This is a genomic window from Dolichospermum circinale AWQC131C (genome assembly GCF_000426905.1).
Classification (GTDB): domain Bacteria; phylum Cyanobacteriota; class Cyanobacteriia; order Cyanobacteriales; family Nostocaceae; genus Dolichospermum; species Dolichospermum circinale.
Window position 1 is genome coordinate 41,669 of the sequence record NZ_KE384596.1, and the last position, 20,608, is coordinate 62,276.

The 20,608-nt window shown below is 36.9% G+C and carries 16 protein-coding genes; 7 read left to right on the plus strand and 9 right to left on the minus strand.

Going from position 1 to position 20,608, the window contains the following annotated elements; genetic code table 11:
* Positions 1-10 precede the first annotated feature (10 nt).
* From ACIR131C_RS0105080 to ACIR131C_RS0105090, 3 genes are all read left to right on the plus strand, one after another.
* The gene (locus tag ACIR131C_RS0105080; protein ID WP_028089323.1) at positions 11-1,321 is read left to right on the plus strand and encodes a proton extrusion protein PcxA; all 1,311 of its coding nucleotides are present in this window, start codon (positions 11-13) and stop codon (positions 1,319-1,321) included.
* A 196-nt stretch (positions 1,322-1,517) separates the two neighbouring features.
* A complete protein-coding gene (locus tag ACIR131C_RS0105085) occupies positions 1,518-2,342 on the plus strand; it encodes an RnfABCDGE type electron transport complex subunit D (RefSeq protein ID WP_028089324.1) in 825 nt (274 codons plus the stop codon).
* A gap of 9 nt (positions 2,343-2,351) precedes the next feature.
* Positions 2,352-3,719 (plus strand): DUF2330 domain-containing protein, encoded by a 1,368-nt coding sequence (locus ACIR131C_RS0105090; RefSeq protein WP_028089325.1) that lies wholly within the window; start codon positions 2,352-2,354, stop codon positions 3,717-3,719.
* A 58-nt stretch (positions 3,720-3,777) separates the two neighbouring features.
* On the opposite strand, the gene ACIR131C_RS0105095 is transcribed toward ACIR131C_RS0105090, so the two are convergent.
* The 3 genes from ACIR131C_RS0105095 to ACIR131C_RS0105105 form a co-directional block, all read right to left on the minus strand.
* The gene (locus ACIR131C_RS0105095; protein WP_028089326.1) at positions 3,778-5,433 is read right to left on the minus strand and encodes a sodium:solute symporter family protein; all 1,656 of its coding nucleotides are present in this window, start codon (positions 5,431-5,433) and stop codon (positions 3,778-3,780) included.
* Positions 5,434-5,442: 9 nt separating this feature from the next.
* Positions 5,443-5,694 carry a DUF4212 domain-containing protein gene (locus ACIR131C_RS0105100; protein ID WP_028089327.1) on the minus strand — a complete coding sequence of 84 codons (252 nt, stop codon included), beginning with the start codon at positions 5,692-5,694 and terminating at the stop codon, positions 5,443-5,445.
* Between the two features lie 526 nt (positions 5,695-6,220).
* The gene (locus tag ACIR131C_RS0105105; protein ID WP_028089328.1) at positions 6,221-7,588 is read right to left on the minus strand and encodes a hypothetical protein; all 1,368 of its coding nucleotides are present in this window, start codon (positions 7,586-7,588) and stop codon (positions 6,221-6,223) included.
* 150 nt (positions 7,589-7,738) lie between these two features.
* Here ACIR131C_RS0105105 and ACIR131C_RS0105110 point away from each other — a divergent pair, with 150 nt between their 5' ends.
* A complete protein-coding gene (locus ACIR131C_RS0105110) occupies positions 7,739-9,256 on the plus strand; it encodes a UbiD family decarboxylase (RefSeq protein ID WP_028089329.1) in 1,518 nt (505 codons plus the stop codon).
* A gap of 76 nt (positions 9,257-9,332) precedes the next feature.
* Here the strand turns inward: ACIR131C_RS0105110 and petE are convergent, their stop codons facing one another.
* A complete protein-coding gene (gene petE, locus ACIR131C_RS0105115; RefSeq protein WP_028089330.1) occupies positions 9,333-9,752 on the minus strand; it encodes a plastocyanin in 420 nt (139 codons plus the stop codon).
* 253 nt (positions 9,753-10,005) lie between these two features.
* On the opposite strand from petE, the gene ACIR131C_RS0105120 reads away from it, so the two are divergent.
* A complete protein-coding gene (locus ACIR131C_RS0105120; protein ID WP_028089331.1) occupies positions 10,006-10,587 on the plus strand; it encodes a Uma2 family endonuclease in 582 nt (193 codons plus the stop codon).
* A 92-nt stretch (positions 10,588-10,679) separates the two neighbouring features.
* Entirely contained in the window at positions 10,680-14,027 is a 3,348-nt protein-coding gene (locus tag ACIR131C_RS0105125) for an Eco57I restriction-modification methylase domain-containing protein (protein WP_028089332.1), read from the plus strand.
* A 307-nt stretch (positions 14,028-14,334) separates the two neighbouring features.
* Here the strand turns inward: ACIR131C_RS0105125 and ACIR131C_RS0105130 are convergent, their stop codons facing one another.
* From ACIR131C_RS0105130 to ACIR131C_RS0105150, 5 genes are all read right to left on the minus strand, one after another.
* Positions 14,335-15,009: a carbonic anhydrase gene (locus ACIR131C_RS0105130; protein ID WP_028084745.1), complete on the minus strand. Its 675-nt coding sequence runs from the start codon at positions 15,007-15,009 to the stop codon at positions 14,335-14,337.
* A gap of 70 nt (positions 15,010-15,079) precedes the next feature.
* Complete coding sequence (locus ACIR131C_RS25935; RefSeq protein WP_196811725.1) at positions 15,080-15,703, minus strand: P-II family nitrogen regulator; 624 nt, start codon at positions 15,701-15,703, stop codon at positions 15,080-15,082.
* Between the two features lie 62 nt (positions 15,704-15,765).
* Positions 15,766-16,740, minus strand: a complete 975-nt coding sequence (locus ACIR131C_RS0105140; RefSeq protein ID WP_028089334.1) for a sodium-dependent bicarbonate transport family permease — start codon at positions 16,738-16,740, stop codon at positions 15,766-15,768.
* Between the two features lie 119 nt (positions 16,741-16,859).
* The gene (locus ACIR131C_RS0105145) at positions 16,860-18,170 is read right to left on the minus strand and encodes a sensor histidine kinase (RefSeq protein WP_231395392.1); all 1,311 of its coding nucleotides are present in this window, start codon (positions 18,168-18,170) and stop codon (positions 16,860-16,862) included.
* Between the two features lie 105 nt (positions 18,171-18,275).
* The gene (locus ACIR131C_RS0105150; protein WP_028084741.1) at positions 18,276-18,956 is read right to left on the minus strand and encodes a response regulator; all 681 of its coding nucleotides are present in this window, start codon (positions 18,954-18,956) and stop codon (positions 18,276-18,278) included.
* A 134-nt stretch (positions 18,957-19,090) separates the two neighbouring features.
* Between ACIR131C_RS0105150 and leuC the strand changes: the two genes are divergently transcribed.
* Positions 19,091-20,494, plus strand: a complete 1,404-nt coding sequence (gene leuC, locus ACIR131C_RS0105155) for a 3-isopropylmalate dehydratase large subunit (RefSeq protein ID WP_028089336.1) — start codon at positions 19,091-19,093, stop codon at positions 20,492-20,494.
* The last annotated feature ends 114 nt before the right edge of the window (positions 20,495-20,608 follow it).

Sequence of the window (20,608 nt, forward strand, 5' to 3'; positions counted from 1 at the left end):
CATGGTCTCAATGAAAAATACTGTGTTTAAACAAAAAATATACCCTTTTTTACTAGCTGCTTACAGATGGTATCTACTGACACCAGAGCGTTCCCTAGAAGCAGCTTATCAAGCAGCTAAAAAAATCCAGGGAATGGAAGAAAAACATTTCCATGGTAACAAAATAGATGGCGAGTCTACCACCTATAGTAATAGTGTGATGGATTATTTTGAGACAGATTTGCAAAAGTTATTAAAAACGGTACAAATGCGGCTGACGGAGTTTAAAGCGAGTCAGTGGTTGGCTAATGAATCGAAGCAAAAAGCCGCCATGAAAGTGGGTATAGAATATACTAGCCCAGCATTAATTTTAGAGAAACTAGAATTTATTGACCAAGTTACCTCTAAATACAATCATAATGATGTATACACTTATGAAAATCCCAATTCTCAACCTGTTAAAGTCCCCGCAGATTTAGTTAATTCTCAACCATTCACACCCAAAACAGCAAGTAAATCTAACCAAAATATCAGAAAAGGAAAAGCTAATACTACAGGAATTTTACCCCGCTCAATTTTCAATACTATCACTCGGCTACAAGTAGAATTAGATCCGGGTTCTGAGCAGGACGTAGTTAGGAATTTTCGTCAAGCACAAAAAAGAAGTATTATCTCCATCCGATTTATACTACTACTTATTATCATTCCTCTCCTAACTCATCAAATTTCCAAAGCTCTAATTGTTGGACCATTGGTAGAACATTTTCGCAATCAAGAAAAAGCGGAAATTTTCTTAAATGCAGAAATGGAAGAAGAAGGACTATTAAAATTACAAAGATTTGAAGAAAGAATTAAATTTGAAGCCTTAATTACTAATGCACCTCCTCTAGGGTCTGAAGAATTAGAAAAGAAAATCAAAGAGAAAGCGGAGGAAGTAAAAGAGGAATTTCGTCAAGAAAGTGATAATGCAATTAAAAATGTATTTGCTGATATTTGTGCAGTAATTAGTTTCACGGTGTTGTTACTAATTAGTAAATCTTCTGTCGTTGTACTCAAAGAATTTATTGATAACGTAGTCTATGGTTTAAGTGATAGTGCTAAAGCATTTATCATCATTTTATTTACTGATGTTTTTGTTGGATTTCACTCTCCCCACGGTTGGGAAGTGCTTTTAGAAGGGATATCACGACATTGGGGACTACCAGCTAATCGTGATTTTATTTTCTTATTTATTGCCACATTTCCCGTGATTTTAGATACTATATTCAAATATTGGATTTTCCGGTATTTAAATCGAATTTCACCGTCTGCGGTTGCTACCTACCATAACATGAATGAATAGGGGAAACCTTGCCAATATTACTATTAGCTTACCTGTATTTATGGACTTGTGGGTATTAAACTACTCCCAAGTATTTTCCTGGAATAGTTCATTTTTCCCCCTGTGTAAGTTCCGTTTGTTACAAAAACTGTAACAACAACCTAATTTATGACAACAGTGATTTAAACTAGAAGAAAAGCTGTGAGTAATCAGTAAAATGAAGATAACATTATTCAAAGATGTTCGAGATTATCAAATTCTGTTTCTGAGTTTATTTCTGATCATAGGCGTTTTAACGCGAGACTGGACATTACATCCAGAATTTATTGCTGTAGCGATCGCCTCCTGCATAATAACACAAATTATCTTTTCATTGATCACTAAATCCCAAAACAGAATTTTACCAATTAATATTCGTAGTCCCCTCATTACCTCCTTAGGACTAAGTTTATTATTACGGGTTGATCATTGGCCAACCATGGCCTTAGCTGGATTTGCAGCCATAGCCAGTAAATTTATTTTTCAATATGGAGAAAAGCATTTTTTTAATCCTGCTAATTTTGGCATTATTGCTGTTCTTAGCTTCACCAATGATGCTTGGGTTTCCCCAGGACAATGGGGGGAAGAATGGTGGTACGCGCTCTTATTTGCGGGGACTGGAGGAATGATTTTACAGCGCATTGGTCGTTGGGATACTACCGCCGCTTTTTTAGGTGCTTATTCCCTCTTAGCAGCCCTGAGAAATATTTGGTTAGGTTGGACATGGGACGTTTATTTTCATCATTTAATGAGTGGATCTTTAGTGTTATTTTCTCTGTTTATGGTGACAGATCCTCGTTCAATTCCCAACGCCCGTATTAGTAGAATCATCTGGGCAGTATGTATTGCTTTATTAACCTTTATTTTGCGGAATTATTTCTTTCTCTCTACCGCTGTTTTTTGGGCTTTATTTACCCTCGCACCCTTGACTATTTTATTAGATAAATCTTGGTTTAGCCCTAGATTTTCTTGGTGGAATAAAGCAGAATTGAAAATTAATTAAGGCATCAAAATGAAAAAACTTCGTCTATTTATGCCCTTAGTATCTGCACTTTTAGCGGTGCTGTGTTTCGCACCTACAGCTTGGGCTTTTTGTGGATTTTATGTAGCTAAAGCCGATACAAAACTCTATAACCAAGCTTCTCAAGTCATACTTGCTAGAGACGGAAATCGCACGGTTTTAACAATGGCTAACGATTTTCAAGGTGATGTTAAAGATTTTGCAATTGTTGTTCCTGTTCCCACAGTATTACAAAAAGAACAAGTTCATGTAGCTGAACCAAAAATTATTGAAAGATTAGATGCTTTTAGCGCCCCAAGATTAGTAGAATATTTTGATTCTGACCCCTGCGCCCCAGTTTATAAAATGAACGATATGCGACCAATGCAAAGCGCCGCCCCTCCAGATATTAGCACACAGGAAGATAGCAGTTTAGGTGTAACTGTTGAAGCCAAATTTAATGTTGGTGAATATGATATTGTTATCCTCAGTGCTAAAGAATCTGGTGGCTTAGAAACTTGGTTAAATCGCAATGGTTATAAAATTCCTCAAGGTGCAAAGGAATTACTCAAACCCTACATTCGTTCGGGGATGAAATTCTTTGTTGCTAAAGTCAATTTAGATAAATTCGCCGAATCAGGTTATCAATTTTTGCGTCCTTTACAAATTTCCTACGAATCACGGAAATTTATGTTACCTATTCGTTTAGGAATGGTTAACGCTACCAAAGAACAGGATTTAATCATTTATATTCTCTCACCTAAAGGACAGGCAGAAATTACTAATTATCGCACGGTTAAAGTTCCTTCAGATGTGAATATTCCCGTCTTTGTGAAAAATCAATTTGGCGATTTTTATAAATCCATGTTCCAAAATTCCTACACCAAAGAAGATAAAAAAGTCGGATTTTTAGAATATGCTTGGGATATGGGTACTTGTGATCCTTGTGCTGCTGAACCACTCAATAATGAAGAATTAAAACAAGCCGGCGTTTTTTGGTTGAATGATAATAGTGATAGTAATAGCCCAATAGCTCCGGGTTTTCGTTCTCGTTTTCCCAGTAGTAGTGTTTTCATTACTCGCTTGCACGTCCGCTATACTAGGAATAAATTTCCTGAAGATTTGATCTTTCAAGAAACTGCTCAAAGAGACTCTTTTCAAGGACGTTATATTTTACAACACCCATTCACAGGTAAGGTTAAATGTAGTGCGGGGAGAAGATATAAAAGTTCTTTAAAACAGAGATTTGAACAAGAAGCTCAAAATCTAGCTAGACTTACCAACTGGAATATTCAAGATATTCGCCAAAAAATGAAATTATCTATGGGAAATATCTCTAATTCTTGGTGGGATAATTTCTTATCTTGGCGTAGGTTGTAGGTTGTGAATTTAAATGTCAGGTGACTTTATACGTTACCTGACAATACCTGACAATTGATTATTCTTCAATAATCGGAGTGCGTAAATCCTCTACCAAAGCCTGAATTTCTGGCGGTGGTGGTGGTGTAAGTCGAGAAACCGTGAGAGTGACAATAAAGTTAATAATCATCCCTAAAGTGCCAATTCCTTCAGCAGAAACGCCAAAAAACCAAGGTGTCATACCGGTAAATTTTACGCCAACGATGTAGATAACTGTAAATATCAAACCTGTTAACATTCCGGCAATTGCACCTTGAGAATTGGTGCGTTTATCAAAAATTCCCAGAAATATTACCGGGAAAAAACTTGCAGCCGCTAAACCAAAGGCAAAAGCTACCACTTCACTCACAAATCCTGGAGGGTTTACACCAAAATATCCAGCCAGAACGATAGCTAAACCAACAACAACCCGCCCTACAAATACCCGTTTTTTTTCTGAAGCTTGGGCATCAAAAATGCGATAATAAACATCGTGGGCTACAGAACTAGAAATTACTAATAATAATCCAGATGCTGTGGATAAAGCAGCCGCTAAACCACCAGCCGCAACTAAAGCAATTATCCAAGGAGGCAAATTAGCAACTTCTGGGGTAGAAAGAACAATGATATCTTTATCAATGATGATTTCGTTGCTTTCTTTGTTCGGTGTTAACTGCAAACGGCTATCTTTATTTTTATCTTCAAAAGCTAGAAGTTTGGTTTTTTCCCACTTATTTACCCAATCTAATTGCTGGACTTCGACAATTGTTTTATCATGCAAGGATGTAATAAGATTATAACGAGAAAACATCCCGATTGCGGGGGCTGTGGTGTAAAGAACGGCGATGAATAATAATGCCCAACCAGCAGAAAACCGGGCTGCACGAACACTTTTAACTGTGTAAAACCGAACGATAATGTGGGGTAAACCAGCAGTTCCTACCATCAAGGCAATAGTGATGAAAAGAACATCTAGCATTGACTTGTTGGCAAAAGATTGGGTATATTCTTTAAAGCCTAAGTCCAGTTGAATGAGGTTGAGTTTATCAGCAATATCACTGGTGGTAAAGGCTAATTGGGGAATAGGATTACCTGTGAGTTTGTAAGCGATCGCAATTGCCGGAATTAAATATGCGATAATCAATACACAATACTGGGCTACTTGTGTCCAGGTAATGCCTTTCATTCCCCCCAAAACCGCGAAAAAGCCAACAATGATCATGCCAATGATCACACCAGTATTTACGTCTACCTGTAAAAAGCGACTGAAGACGATTCCCACACCTCGCATTTGTCCAGCGACATAGGTGAGAGAGATGAAAATAGCTGCAACTACCGCCACCAACCGAGCTATATTGGAATAATAGCGATCGCCTACAAAATCAGGTACAGTATATTTACCAAATTTCCGTAGATATGGGGCTAATAATAATGCTAGTAAAACATATCCACCAGTCCAACCCATCAAATAAATAGAACCGTCATATCCCAAAAACGAAATCAACCCGGCCATGGAAATAAAGGAAGCCGCAGACATCCAATCGGCCGCTGTGGCAGCGCCATTAGCAATTGCGGGTATTCCCTGACCTGCGATAAAAAAGTCTTTAGTATTTTCTACTCGTGATTGCCAACCAATGTAAATGTAAAGTACAAAAGAAAGGCCAACTAGTATAATAGTCCAAAGTTCAACCGACATTGTTTATCCTCACTTTTTATTATACTTCTGGTCTAATTTATCCATTTGGAAAGCATAAATAAAAATTAGTGCCACAAACACCAAAATTGATCCTTGTTGCGCCATCCAAAAACCAAAGGGAACACTAAAAAAGCGAATTGCATTTAATGGTTGAACCAGTAATATACTAAAAACCAAAGAGACTAAAGCCCAAACAATTAAAAGATTTCTAATTAAGTTTGTATTAGCACGCCAATAAGCGCGACGCTGATTTTCGTCCATTTTTCTGTGATAATCATTGCATCACGGATAATATCACAAATACTAGATAATACTGCTTGATTTGGGTAATTTTTTTGTTAAGTTTTATATATTTGGTAAGTAGCTAGTACATTTACGCCCTTGTCTACTAGTTCTATTTTTTTCTCACACAAAGACCCAGAGGCGCGAAGGAAGAGAGAAGATGGGAGAGAAGAAAATGAAACCCAACTTTGATTAATTTTATTGTTAGGTTGTGCTTTGTTTAACTCATGTTCATTCTTTTTGATATATATTTGCGGCTGTTTGAAAATCTTGAGAAAATCTTTAATTGCACCCTGCTTCTCTCCTAAATAAGGACGTGCAATACCTCTGTTGAATTAATCATGTACATATCTAGTATTAATCCTATTTGCGTCTTAACACGAAATTTTTATATCAAATATCCCCGAATTATGCTAAAAATCAGGGATATTCTTTTTATGAAGATGAAAAACAAAAACATCAAAATTGCTTTATTCAGGTTGTCTAGGAAATTATACAAGATCAATTAACTAACTGCTAATGAATTTTTACTGTAATATTCTGTTTGCGGGTAAATGCTAATAATGGTATTTCCAATTTCGTAAAATGTTCCTTTTTGTTCATGTTTGGAAAATTGCAAATGGGGATATTTAGCGGCTAATTCTTCAGCAGTCATGGCTTTAGCTGTGATTTTATTGGGTAAATGTCCTGTGACACCAATATAAAATACTAAGGGAGAAATATTTTGTTGATAAATTTGCTCAACAACTGCTATTAATTTTTTATAAGCTGTTGTCATGGCTGTAATTAAGTCTTCTTTATTGACTAATTTACCATTATGTTTAGCAGATAATAAAAAGGCTAAACCATGATCACCAACCTGATTTAGAATTTCCCCTATTTTCCCATTGATATTAATTCCCAAAAAGTCATCAAAAATCGGTTTCATCAAATCATCAACTTTAGTTAGTTTCATTCTCCCAGTAATGGCTTTTTGTCGGAAAGCGATATTGTGATTTAAACCCATTTCTAAGGTTGGTTTAGCAAATACCTCTCCAGTTTTTTGGTTATAAACTTCATATCTCCTCCCTAAAAATTGGTTAGCAGCATATAATTTACTCAAGTTGAGAATATCCTGATTACCAAAATCAATTTTATAACTAGTATGAGTCTCAATTGTATTTGCATATTCTTGAGTTGTGGGGAAATTCAAATACAGGTTTTTTGACAAATAATTTTGTTTTAATTCCTCTATTTGATCACTGACAAATACATCAGATTGATGGCGTAAATAAGCAGATAAAATACTGGTAAGGACTTTGATTTCTGCTATTTGATTAAACAACCCATCAAGATTACCAAAATTTATATTAACGGGAACTAATGGTAAATTATCTAACCTGATTGTATACTCACAATTGAAATCAAACTTATCAGCAGTAATTACACCTTTAGCTTGCAATAAATCAAATACTTTCTTGTTACTGATTTTGATATTTAAACTAGAAACGTGAACTTTTCCATCTTTAACAATGGTATAATTATTAAAACTATCCAAATCATCAGCCAGCAAACCCCCAACTTCAATAATATCGGTATAATCCTCAACTTTTACCAGCTTAACCTTGCGCTTAACCAACATATTAATAGTAGCAGTATTGCGATTTATAGAAAATACACCCATTTGCACAAAATCACCACCATAGATATCTTGAGTTTCTAAATAAGGAGTAATCAAATCACCATTAATATCCCTTATCCCCCTAACTCGCTTAATACCAGTTCTTTGATAATCTTGCTTTAAATCATGTAAATTCAAAATGATATTTTGACGATATACCGATAAAATTTGGACAAGTTCTAACAGAGAAATCTTGTTATTTAACCTCAACATAAAACCCCCTAATTCTCTCTGCGCCTCTGCGCCTCTGCGTGAGAAAAATCCATCTTTTTTCTATTATAGTATATTTGTACTAAAAAGTCAACTTATCCAAATCAAGACTAAGATAAAAATAGCTTTACACTTCTTCATAAAAACAAAACCATGGCGCGAGATTTACGGGGATTCATAAAAATTCTAGAAGAAAGAGGACAATTAAAGCGAATTTCGGCTTTAGTTGACCCCGATATGGAAATTGCGGAGATTTCCAACCGTATGCTGCAAAAAGGTGGTCCAGGCTTACTGTTTGAAAACGTCAAAGGTGCATCTTTTCCCGTTGCGGTCAATTTAATGGGGACTGTGGAAAGGATATGCTGGGCTATGAACATGGAAAAACCAGAGGAGTTGGAAACCCTGGGAAAGAAGTTGAGTATGCTTCAGCAACCCAAACCACCAAAAAAGATTTCCCAAGCCATAGATTTTGGTAAGGTGTTATTTGACGTGGTGAAAGCCAAACCGGGACGGGACTTTTTTCCCCCTTGTCAACAGGTGGTAATTCAAGGCCAGGATTTAGACTTAAATAAGTTACCTTTAATACGTCCTTATCCGGGAGATGCCGGAAAGATTATTACGCTAGGATTGGTAATTACCAAGGATTGTGAGACGGGAATCCCAAATGTAGGCGTGTATCGTTTACAGCTACAATCTCAAAACACAATGACCGTACATTGGTTATCGGTACGGGGAGGGGCGAGACACTTGCGCAAAGCCGCAGAACGTGGTAAAAAGTTAGAGGTAGCGATCGCTCTGGGTGTAGATCCTTTAATCATTATGGCTGCGGCCACACCCATTCCTGTGGATTTATCAGAGTGGTTATTTGCTGGATTATACGGCGGTTCTGGGGTCAATTTAGCCCGGTGTAAAACTGTAGATTTGGAAGTTCCCGCAGATTCCGAGTTTGTTTTGGAAGGGACAATTACACCGGGGGAAGTTTTACCAGATGGACCCTTTGGCGACCACATGGGATATTATGGCGGTGTGGAAGATTCCCCTTTGGTGCGGTTTCAGTGTATGACACACCGCAAAGACCCAGTTTATCTTACCACATTTAGCGGACTGCCACCGAAAGAAGAGGCAATGATGGCGATCGCTCTGAATCGGATTTACACCCCGATTTTACGCCAACAGGTATCAGAAATAGTTGATTTCTTCCTACCCATGGAAGCCTTGAGTTATAAAGCCGCGATTATTTCCATAGACAAAGCTTATCCTGGCCAAGCACGACGGGCGGCTTTAGCGTTTTGGAGTGCGTTACCACAATTTACATACACGAAATTTGTGATTGTAGTTGATAAGGATATCAATGTTAGAGATCCGCGTCAAGTGGTTTGGGCAATTAGTTCTAAAGTAGATCCTACCAGAGATGTATTTATTCTACCTAATACTCCCTTTGATACCTTAGATTTTGCCAGTGAAAAACTCGGTTTAGGTGGGAGAATGGGTATAGATGCCACTACAAAAATCCCTCCAGAAACCGAACATGAATGGGGTTCACCTTTAAAATCAGATCCTCGTGTAGCCGCCATGGTGGAAAGACGTTGGCAAGAATACGGTTTAGCTGATTTACAATTAGGAGAGGTTGATCCTAACTTGTTTGGTTATGATATGCGATCGGGAAGTTAAACCTTGATTGTGACTATAAACTATCCCTGTAAATATACGGAGATAGTTTATAAATTACAAAACTTGTAGTTATAAATTAGCCTTCAACAATGATGTGACCAACCATACCAGCACCACGGTGAGGTTCACAATAGAAGGTGTAATCACCAAGAGTAGCGTCAGCAGGAATAACGGTTGTTACTTTTTGTCCAGGACTCATTAATAACTTCTTGTGGGACAAAGATTTTGCTAATTCAGCACTTTTAGCAGGATTCTTCTTAGCGTCAAAGACAACGTTGTGGGGAGGAACTTTATTGTTCTTCCATTCAATTGTATCACCGGGCTTAACAGTCAGTTTCTTGGGTTGAAAAGCCAACAAACCTTTATCAGTACCCAGCTTAATTGTATATGTTTCCGCAGATGCAGTGGGGGTAAACACAGCAAAGCTACCAAAAATTACAATAACTGTCAATACAGCTAGGCTCAAACGTCGCAAAGTTGCTGCTATAGATTTCATACTTCTGTCCTCGGAAATAATTTTTATTGTTCTCATCCTATTTTAAATACAATTAACGCCAAATATGACAACTTGTCATAGATTTATTTTTGATAATCATCATCGGCGGCTACATTTTGGCGATCGGACGGGGGTAAGATGTTTGTAAGTCAGACTTTATGAGTCCGCTTACCTGCTGCGAATTTATACTCTCAAAGATAAAACTAGATTAAATACAAGTGAACATAAACACCTCAAAGTGATTAAAGCCGCTATGCAAAGTACAGAAACAAATCTAGAATTGCGTTTGTGGACGGTGGAAGAATATCACCGCATGAATGAAGCGGGTATTTTTGCCCCAGATGAACGAGTGGAACTTTTAGATGGGAGAATTATTTGGATGATTGCAAAAGGAACAGCACACCGTTCAGCAGTGGTAAGAACAGACTATTTATTCAAAAAAAGATTAGAAAATCGTGCTTGGGTATCTAGTCAAGAACCTGTAAAATTAAATGATAGGTCTGAACCAGAACCGGATATTTCCGTCGTGAAAATTGATCCTTTGGACTATGCAGATCATCATCCTACACCATCAGAAGTTTATTTAATTATTGAGGTTGCCGATAGTAGTTTAAAATTAGATTGTGAAACTAAGGCTAAAGCTTACTCTTTAGCAGGGATTAAAGATTATTGGGTACTAGATGTGGTAAAACGTGAATTACACATTTTTAGAAACCCAACTCAAAATGGTTATGAAAGTGAGGTAATTATTGGTGAAGATGGAATAGTCTCAGCTTTAGAGTTTCCTGATTTACAAATTAGTTTATCTGATATGTTACCCCCTTGTCAAAAATGATTATCCAAATACCCGACTTCTTGAAAGTGTGGGATCTACATGATGATATATATTGAGAAATTAAATCAGAAATTAAATGAGAAATTAAAGTTATGAGTCAACAACTTTCTAAAGCTTTATTCCAGAAAAAATCATTAAAAAATGCTTTGGTTAAGTTTAAATTTCCTTCAGATTTAGAACAACGTCACCAAATTATGATCAAATGGGTTGAGGCTTTAAATTCAGGTACTCTTAACCAAGTCAAAGAGATTTCCTTACATGGTGATTTTCTCAAAGATATCTTTCAAAATGTTTTAGGTTACTCTTCCATTATTACAGGTGGTCGTAAAGTTTGGCAAATTCACGCAGAACAAACTATAGCTGACGGTGGGGGTTCTGCTGATGCTGCTGTGGGCTTTTTTACCGCAACAGAAAATAACAAAGGAAAGGTAAAATTACAGGGTAAAGTTGTCGCACCAATTGAATTAAAAGGGACAAAAGATGATTTAGATAGACCCGCAGCAGGGAGAAAAGAATCCGCTGTTGATCAGGGTTGGCGCTATGCTAATCATACTCCTGATTGTCATTGGATTATCGTTTCTAATTATCGAGAATTACGATTATATCATACTAATAAAACTCCCGCTTATTATGAACAGTTTTTATTAACTAATATAGCGGATTTTGCAGAATTTAAAAGATTTTATTTTCTGCTTTGTCGAGAAAACTTTTTACCAATTAAAGAGCTATCTACCATTGACAGGTTGTTAGTAACTTCTGAAGAAGCACAAGAGGACATTACTAAACAACTTTATGAAGAATATAAACAAGTTAGATTAAATATAGTGAAAGATTTCCGGTTTCGTTTTAGTAGTAAATTGCATATTCCTAACCGTGATCAAGTATTAATTGAGAAAGCACAAAAAACATTAGACAGAATTTTATTTATTGCTTTTTGTGAAGATAGGAGATTATTACCCGAAAAGACAATTAGCAAAGCCTATAATAACAAAGATATTTATCATCCTCGACCAATTTGGGAAAATTATCAAGCCGTTTTTCGTTGGGTTGACCAAGGTAATGAAGATCCCCCAATTCCCGGTTATAATGGTGGTTTATTTCAACATGATCCAATTTTAGATCAACTATTAGATATTCCTGATTCTTTGTGTAGTCAACTGCAACAATTAACCCGTTTTGATTTTGATTCAGAAGTTTCTGTAGATATTTTAGGACGAATTTTTGAGCAGTCAATTACAGACTTAGAAGAATTAAAAGCTGATGTTGCTAAACAGGAATTTGATAAAAAACAGGGTAAACGGAAAAAATTAGGCGTATTTTATACTCCCGCTTATATTACTCAATATATTGTTGAAGTTGCAATTGGTGGATATTTACAGAAACGCGAAGATGAATTAAGACAACGGTTAAAAATAGGAGAGTTTATAGATACAGCAGAAAATCAAAAACGGGAAATTGAATTTTGGCAAAGTTACCGAGATGAGGTTTTAGTAAAAACGCGAGTTCTTGACCCTGCTTGTGGTTCTGGTGCGTTTTTAATTGCTGCTTTTGATTATTTTGCAGGTCAATATCAACGAGTTAATGATAATTTGCGATTTCTGAAATATGAGACTCTAGAAAATGTTGAATTAGATAAGACTATTCTTAGTAATAATCTATTTGGGGTTGATTTATCTCCTGAGTCGGTAGAAATTACTAAGTTATCTTTGTGGTTAAAAACTGCAACTCAGGGAAAAACTTTAACTTATTTGGATGATAATATTAAAGTCGGTAATTCCATCATTAATGATGCAAAAATCACAGATTTACCATTTAATTGGGAAAGTGAATTTCCTCAAGTTTTTGCTGAAGGTGGTTTTGATATTGTGATTGGAAATCCTCCCTATATTCGTCAGGAGTTATTATCACCATTTAAACCTTATTTACAGGAAAATTATCAAACTTATGACGGAGTTGCAGATATTTATATTTATTTTTATGAAAAAGGTTTAAATCTGCTCAAACCAGCAGGAATTATTTCTTATATTGTCACTAATAAATGGTTACGTTCTGGTTATGGTGAATCTTTGCGACGGTTTTTTTGTCAGTCCAGTGTGTTTGAACAAATTATTGATTTTGGAGACGCACCAATTTTTGCAGACGCGGATACATTTCCCTGTATTATTGCTGCGAGGAAAAGCACCCCACCCCAACCCTCGAATATCAAAAGTTTATCCTTATCTTCCTCCCTCCTCGCACCCCCCTCAGTCCCCCCGCTACGGGGGGAAGATAAGGTTTTAGTTTGTGCTGTTCCTCGTGAGGAGTTGAAAAATATTAACCTCATTCAATATGTGCAAAATCCAGAAAACAGTTTTACTATTCCTTGGTCGCGGTTTTCTGCTCATGCTTGGAGTTTAGAACCTCCTGCGGTTGATGATTTAATGCGGAAAATTCAACGGGTAGGAGTTCCCTTAAAGGAGTTTGCTGGAGTTAAACCTTATAGGGGTATAATGACAGGTTTTAATGAGGCTTTTTTTATAGATGATACTACTAAGAATAAGTTAGTTCAAAGCGACCCAAAATGTGCAGAAATCATTAAACCAATATTGAGAGGTCAAGATATTAAAAGGTGGTGTTCTGAATGGAAAAATTTATGGATGATTTTTGCTCACAAAAACATAAATATAGAACAATATCCTGTTATTAAACAACATTTAGAAGTTTATAGAAATAAATTAGAAGCTAGAGCAGGTAAACAATTATGGTGGCAATTACAGGCATCACCGACATTTTATCATCTTTTTGAACAACCAAAAATCATTTATCAAGTTATTCAAACTTTTCCACTTTATGCACTTGATAATTCTGGAGTATTTGGCAATGATAAAACTTTCATTCTTCCCACTCAAGATTTATTTATTTTAGGATTACTTAATTCACCTCTTATTTGGTGGTATGGTCAGCGTGTTTTTACAAAAATGCTTTCTGACGCTATTAGTCCAATGGGTTATTTAATGGAAACCCTACCTATTGCCCAACCCACAGAAGAAACTCGCGCAGAAGTAGAAGCAATTGTCACGCGGTTAATTGAAATTACCAAAATCAACGGACAAGTTTATCAAGATGTTCTCGACTGGTTGCAAATAGAATACAAAATTGAGAAACTGGGCAATAAATTAGAAGATTTTGCTACTTGGGAATTTCCAGAATTTGTAGAGGAAGTGAGAAAAAGAATACCCAAACAAAAAAACGCCAAAAAATCTTCAGACCCGTTAAGTATACCAGCTTTTACAGCTTTACGTCAAGCATATAATGATTATGTTCCCGAAATTAACAGCCGCAAAAACGAAGCTGTAAAATTAGAGCAGCGTCTTTCTGATTTAATTAATCAAGCTTATCAACTCACAGCAGAAGAAATTGATTTAATCTGGAAAACAGCACCTCCAAGAATGCCTATTTAAGTCCTTGTTTCAAGTTACCTGTGAAGACTCTTTACTCATTCATATTTTTGAGTGTTGCTACTGTAGTTTTTCATATTTCCGGTAGATGTCCTATTTCGTCAAAAAGTAGGTAGATAACAATATAATATAGAATCACCCCCCCTCAAGAATAGAGGATTATTAGACATCTCCGGTAAAGATTGTAGAGCCGAGAATCCCTACCCATGGAACGTCTCTACAAGGTTTGTAAATCACGCATATTTAATTTTCGGAGATGTTTATTATTTATCTACCTACAAAAATATACATTTTTACATTTTATAAGCGATTACCCAGATTGTAAACAAGCTAAAGGGTCGGGAACAGGAAAAGAGTCAGAAGCAAGAGTAACAAATTTACGATTATTAGCATCATAAGCAACGATTTTCCCGGTTTCTATTTGATAAACCCAAGCATGAAGAGAGAGTTTACCACCGTGTAATTTAGAACGAATTACGGGATAGGTTTCTAAATTTTCAATTTGGGTTAAAACATTCTCTTCCACAGCTATTTTTAAAAGCGTCTCTCCATCATATTCCTGATAGTTTTCTCGTAAAAGACGACGAGTAGACTCTGCATGACTTTTTAACCAGTCGTAAACTAAAGGCATCTCATCAGGTAAACTATTTAATTGTAGGAGTGCCTTCATACTACCGCAGTGAGAATGACCACAAACAATAATATGTTTAATGTTTAAGGCAGAAACAGCATATTCAATTCCCGCACCTTCGCTACTATTATGACTACCATGGGTGGGAATAATATTACCCAAATTGCGGATAATAAAAAGCTCTCCCGGTTTGGTTTGTGTTAATAAATTTGGATCAATACGAGAATCAGAACAGGTTATAAAGAGAATTTCAGGGGTTTGTCCTTCAGATAACTGACGAAACATTTCCTGATGAATAGTAAAATAGTTTGTCTGAAATTCGTTAAGCCCTTTCAGGATTCTTTTAATTGGCATTGTGGAATTCATGGTTATTTTACTTTTGTTCTTGACCTAATAGCTGCAATATCATAGCAGTTGCTAAGATTTAATGATTAACCCATTTAGCTTCAGTCACTAAAAAAACACCTCCCAATTTCTTTAGCAGAGGAGTAATTTTCTGTACTAAACTGTTTAATTGTCTTTCATTTGTACAGACTGTTATAATATAACTATTGCTAAATGAACAGCCGATATCGGGACAAGATGAACCTCTATCACCCTTACCAGAGATATCTTTAATAATTGTGTATCCAGAGACTGCAACACTATCTAAAATTTTGGTAGTCTCTTCAACCCAGGAGGTATCTATGATAATCTCTATTTTTTTGACTTCTTGCATGATATCGCTGACTAAATCTATTTTTTCGGAAGTTTGATCTGATCCAATTGACTCAGTTTGAGTGACTAAACATAAACCACCAATGGTTTTTAAGATAGGTAGAATACTATCTATTAAGTAGATGAATTGTTCCTGATTTTTGCAAATAGCTGAAATATAACTGTTGCTAAATTCTCGACCTAAATCGTTGTAACAAGAACCTCTGTCTCCTTTACCAGAAAGGTTTTCTATCAATGTATATCCAGCCACTTTGTCTGAGTCCAGAATCTTTGATAATTCGGGAATTTCCAGGGTGCTAGTAATGATTTCTACTCGGTTAACAGTTGGCATAACTGATACTTATTTTGGATGTTATAACCATGGATTTTTGATGAAAAAACTGGAAAATTGAACTATACACCAAGCAATTTAATGATTTGTAAATACAGAGGAATACCGACAATAATATTGAAGGGAAATGTTAAAGCTAAAGCCATAGAAACATAGAGACTGGGGTTAGCTTCGGGAACTGTTAATCTCATGGCTGCTGGAACAGCAATATAAGAAGCACTTGCACATAAAACCGCGAATAAAAGGCCATTTCCTTCTCCCATTCCTAGGACTTTTGATATCAAAATGCCAATAATGGCATTGATAATGGGAATAAAAACGGAAAATCCAATCAAGAAAGAACCTGTTTTACTTAAGTCTTTAATTCTTTTTGCAGCAATTAATCCCATATCCAGTAAGAAGAAAGTCAGCACACCATAGAAAATTCCTTGAGTAAATGGTTGTAATTTCTCCCAACCTTTATCTCCCGTTAGTAATCCCACTATCAGACTACCAACTAAGAGAAATACAGACCCATTTAAAAAAGCTTCGTGCATCACTTTTCCCCAAGAAAATTCTTTTTCATCTTCTGTTTTTGGGGCAAAGACTCTCACCAGAATTAAACCGACTATAATGGCGGGAGATTCCATTAAGGCTAATGCTGCAACCATGTGTCCTCCGTAGGAAATATGCAGTTTTTCTAAAAAGGAACTAGCAGTAATAAACGTGACTGCACTAATAGAACCGTAGGTAGCTGCGATCGCGGCTGCGTTATAATTATCAAGCTTAAGTTTGAGAATAAAAAAGGTGTATACTGGCACGATTGAAGCCATAACAATAGCAGCTATGAGAGTGAGTGCTATGTGTAAGTTAATCCCACTATCTGCTAGTTCGTGTCCCCCTTTAAACCCAATTGACAAAAGTAAATAAAGAGAAAATAATTTAGGTAAAGGTTGGGGAATTTCTAAGTCAGATTTCCAAAAAACCGCCAGCATTCCCATAAAGAAGAATAAAACTGGCGGATTGAGAATGTTAAATAGGATTAAACTACCATCCATTTTATTTCACTTTTCCTAACAATTACAAAATCTGATCAACTTTTATTAAGTTACCCGATAAATATTAAGAAAATCATGAGAAATAATTAAGAATTTTCTTAGAATTGGATTTGCAGTTTTTAAGATGGCAATTCTACTGTAAAATTTGTGATTTGATTAGGCTGACTTGTGACATGAATTGTACCACCATGCAAGCGCACAATTTCATAAGCGATCGCTAATCCTAATCCCGATCCTCCTCTATTCCCAGAGCGATCGCTTTCTGCACGGTAAAATCGTTTAAACAGATGGGGTAAATCTGTCGCTGCAATTCCTTTACCTGTATTCATAATATTTATTTTTACCTGTTCTTTTTCCAGATATGCTTTAACCCTAATATTACCTTCAGGGAGAGTGTACTTAATGGCATTATCCAGTAAATTTAAAAACAGGCTAATTAAGTGGTCAGAGTTACCAGTAATGTCAAGTGAGGGTTCTATGCTTGCACTGATATTAATATTTTTAACTTCTGCTAAAGGATAAATTTGCTCTATTAAAACTTCTAGTAAATCGCTTAAATCAAAATTATTTAAACTCAACTGGTATTCGGATTCGCTTTGATCTAAACGAGTGAGGAAAAGTAACCCATTAGCAAGACGAATTAAGCGATCAACCTCTCCTTCTAATTGTTGCAGGGTACTTTCATATTCTTCCACAGTCCGACCTCGACTTAAAGTGACACCAATTTGCCCTTTAATCACCGTTAGAGGTGTGCGTAACTCATGGGAGGCATCGGCTGTAAAACGTCTTTCATTTTCAAATGCGGCTTGTAACCGATCCAACATCCTATCTATAGTCACAGCTAATCGTCCCACTTCATCTACTGAACCTTGATAGTTAATACGTTGAGTAAAATCATCTGGACCAATTGCTTGTGCAGTAGAGATAATGCGATCAATAGGACGTAAAGCCCGTTCAGATAAAAATAAGCCGCCAAATGCTGCAAATAAGAGAATTAAAGGACAACTAAACAGAATCAAAGCCAGCAGGTTTTCTGATGCTGTAGAAATTGGTTTCAGGGATTGGGCGACCTGCAACCAACCTGTTGTTGGAGATAAACCCAAGGATTGAGTATAAACTCGCCAGGTTTTATTGTCTACAGTAACGTTGGTATAACCCGGTTTTATTTCTCTCATCCGTGGTAAATCTTGGTATTTACCAATACCACCCCATATTTCACCTTGTGGTGAAACTAACTGGACGACAAAACCAGCAGCCGCGAACCGATGAGTAATTTTTTCCGACTGCTTTATGATCCTCAAAGTGGGATTACCGTCTACTTCCAGGACTTCCATAAAAGCTTCAGCAGCAGCAATCTGTAAGGTTGTATCTAATTGACTGAGCAAACTATGTTGAAATCGAATATATAAATAAATATCAAAAAATATCATACTTAGCCCAAAAAGTATTATGTACCATGCGGTTAGACGTATCCTCATGGTACTCTTATGAGGTTTCCAAAAAAACATAAAAATTAACTCAAAATTAACTCAAAATTAACTCACAGGATCAGACTTTAAACAATATCCTACTCCTCTGACTGTATGAAGTAGTGGCTGGTCAAAACCTCGGTCTATTTTCCGTCTTAGATAGCCGACATATACATCAACCACATTAGAATCACTGTAGAAGTCAAAATCCCAGACGTGTTCTCCGATTTGGGTACGGGTAAGCACTGAATGAGAATTACGTAACAAATATTCTAAAAGTTTAAATTCTAAGCCGCTTAATTGAATCAAACGCCCTCCACGTTTAACTTCTCTTTTAACCACATCCATAGTTAAATCCCCAACTTGTAAAATGTGATTGAATTTTAGCGGGGGACGACGTTGTAAAGCTCGCAAACGCGCTAGAAGTTCCGAAAATGCAAAAGGTTTAACTAAGTAGTCATCAGCACCTTGATCCAATCCTTGTACCCGGTCTTCTATAGTATCCCGTGCTGTCAGTAATAAAACTGGAGTTTTAATTTTTTGACTGCGAAATTCTCCTAATAGCTTTAAGCCATTAATCTTGGGGAGCATGATATCTAGGATAATGATATCGTATTCAGCACAGGACGCATATTGCTTACCTTCTTCACCATCGTGAGCAACATCTACAGCGTAACTCATTTCCTTGAGTCCTTGACTGATAAATTGAGCGATTCCCGGTTCATCTTCAACTAACAAAATTCGCATCTTTGTTCAGTCTATATTTGATACAATATTCAATTTGACACAATAAACAATAAATTATCTAATTTTATAGGATCTTGAAGCAGTCTATTTTCTGATACAATCAAAAATTCGACTCCTTTAATATAAATTGATCTATGAGCAAGGGTACTCTATTTGACAAAGTTTGGGATTTACATACTGTTGGTACACTACCATCAGGATTAACACAACTATTTATTGGACTACATCTTATTCATGAAGTTACCAGTCCCCAAGCCTTTTCCATGCTGAAAGGAAGGGATTTAAAAGTATTATTTCCGCAGCGAACCATAGCCACAGTAGATCATATTGTTCCCACCGAAAATCAAGCCCGTCCCTTCGTGGATAACATGGCCGAGGAAATGATCCAAGCATTAGAAAAAAATTGTCAAGAACATAACATAAAATTTTACAATATTGGTTCAGGGAATCAAGGTATAGTTCATGTCATTGCTCCCGAATTGGGACTAACTCAACCGGGAATGACCATCGCTTGCGGTGATAGTCATACGTCAAGTCATGGCGCGTTTGGAGCGATCGCCTTTGGTATAGGTACAAGCCAAGTTAGAGACGTTTTAGCCTCCCAAACCCTATCATTATCAAAATTAAAAGTCCGCAAAATCGAAGTTAACGGTAACTTAAAACCCGGAGTTTACGCCAAAGACGTAATATTACATATTATCCGTACACTAGGGGTTAAAGGGGGTGTAGGCTACGCTTATGAATTTGCTGGTACAACCTTTGCCCAAATGAACATGGAAGAAAGGATGACCGTTTGTAACATGGCCATCGAGGGTGGGGCGCGATGCGGATACGTCAACCCTGATAAAATTACTTATGATTATCTACAAAATAGAGACTTTGCCCCTAAAGGTGCAGACTGGGAAAAAGCCCTAAATTGGTGGCATTCCCTAAGTAGTAATCCCGATGCCGAATATGACGATATCGTAGTATTTAATGCGGAAGCCATCCCCCCCACAGTCACATGGGGAATTACACCAGGTCAGGGAATTGGCGTAGATGAAAAAATTCCCACAGCCGCAGAACTGCTAGAAGAAGACCGCCTAATAGCCGAAGAAGCATATTCTTACATGGATCTATATCCCGGACAACCCATCCAAGGGACAAAAATAGATGTTTGCTTCATAGGTAGCTGTACCAACGGACGTATCAGCGACCTAAGAGAAGCCGCCAAAATCGCCCAAGGTCGGCAAGTTGCAGCGGGAGTCAAAGCCTTTGTTGTCCCCGGTTCAGAAAGAGTCAAAAAAGAAGCCGAAGCCGAAGGACTAGATAAAATCTTTGTTAAAGCCGGTTTTGAATGGAGAGAACCAGGGTGTTCCATGTGTTTAGCCATGAACCCCGACAAACTCCAGGGGAGACAAATCAGCGCCTCCTCCTCCAACCGCAACTTCAAAGGTAGACAAGGATCATCCTCCGGTCGTACCCTACTCATGAGTCCCGCAATGGTAGCCACCGCTGCCATAAAAGGGGAAATTGCCGACGTACGGGCTTTATTATAAAATAAAAATCTTGTGGGGTGGGCATCCTGCCCGCCCAAACTAGAATTGAGTCCCAAAAAAATCTCTCTCAAACTCTGAAAAATCTTGTGGGGTGGGCATCCTGCCCGCCCAAAC

What these genes read in the sequence shown, in the direction of transcription:
- ACIR131C_RS0105080 (WP_028089323.1), top strand. Translation starts at nt 11, where the DNA reads ATGAAAAATACTGTGTTTAAACAAAAAATATACCCTTTTTTACTAGCT.
- ACIR131C_RS0105085 (WP_028089324.1), top strand. Translation starts at nt 1,518, where the DNA reads ATGAAGATAACATTATTCAAAGATGTTCGAGATTATCAAATTCTGTTT.
- ACIR131C_RS0105090 (WP_028089325.1), top strand. Translation starts at nt 2,352, where the DNA reads ATGAAAAAACTTCGTCTATTTATGCCCTTAGTATCTGCACTTTTAGCG.
- ACIR131C_RS0105095 (WP_028089326.1), bottom strand. Translation starts at nt 5,433, where the DNA reads ATGTCGGTTGAACTTTGGACTATTATACTAGTTGGCCTTTCTTTTGTA.
- ACIR131C_RS0105100 (WP_028089327.1), bottom strand. Translation starts at nt 5,694, where the DNA reads ATGGACGAAAATCAGCGTCGCGCTTATTGGCGTGCTAATACAAACTTA.
- ACIR131C_RS0105105 (WP_028089328.1), bottom strand. Translation starts at nt 7,588, where the DNA reads ATGTTGAGGTTAAATAACAAGATTTCTCTGTTAGAACTTGTCCAAATT.
- ACIR131C_RS0105110 (WP_028089329.1), top strand. Translation starts at nt 7,739, where the DNA reads ATGGCGCGAGATTTACGGGGATTCATAAAAATTCTAGAAGAAAGAGGA.
- petE (WP_028089330.1), bottom strand. Translation starts at nt 9,752, where the DNA reads ATGAAATCTATAGCAGCAACTTTGCGACGTTTGAGCCTAGCTGTATTG.
- ACIR131C_RS0105120 (WP_028089331.1), top strand. Translation starts at nt 10,006, where the DNA reads ATGCAAAGTACAGAAACAAATCTAGAATTGCGTTTGTGGACGGTGGAA.
- ACIR131C_RS0105125 (WP_028089332.1), top strand. Translation starts at nt 10,680, where the DNA reads ATGAGTCAACAACTTTCTAAAGCTTTATTCCAGAAAAAATCATTAAAA.
- ACIR131C_RS0105130 (WP_028084745.1), bottom strand. Translation starts at nt 15,009, where the DNA reads ATGCCAATTAAAAGAATCCTGAAAGGGCTTAACGAATTTCAGACAAAC.
- ACIR131C_RS25935 (WP_196811725.1), bottom strand. Translation starts at nt 15,703, where the DNA reads ATGCCAACTGTTAACCGAGTAGAAATCATTACTAGCACCCTGGAAATT.
- ACIR131C_RS0105140 (WP_028089334.1), bottom strand. Translation starts at nt 16,740, where the DNA reads ATGGATGGTAGTTTAATCCTATTTAACATTCTCAATCCGCCAGTTTTA.
- ACIR131C_RS0105145 (WP_231395392.1), bottom strand. Translation starts at nt 18,170, where the DNA reads ATGATATTTTTTGATATTTATTTATATATTCGATTTCAACATAGTTTG.
- ACIR131C_RS0105150 (WP_028084741.1), bottom strand. Translation starts at nt 18,956, where the DNA reads ATGCGAATTTTGTTAGTTGAAGATGAACCGGGAATCGCTCAATTTATC.
- leuC (WP_028089336.1), top strand. Translation starts at nt 19,091, where the DNA reads ATGAGCAAGGGTACTCTATTTGACAAAGTTTGGGATTTACATACTGTT.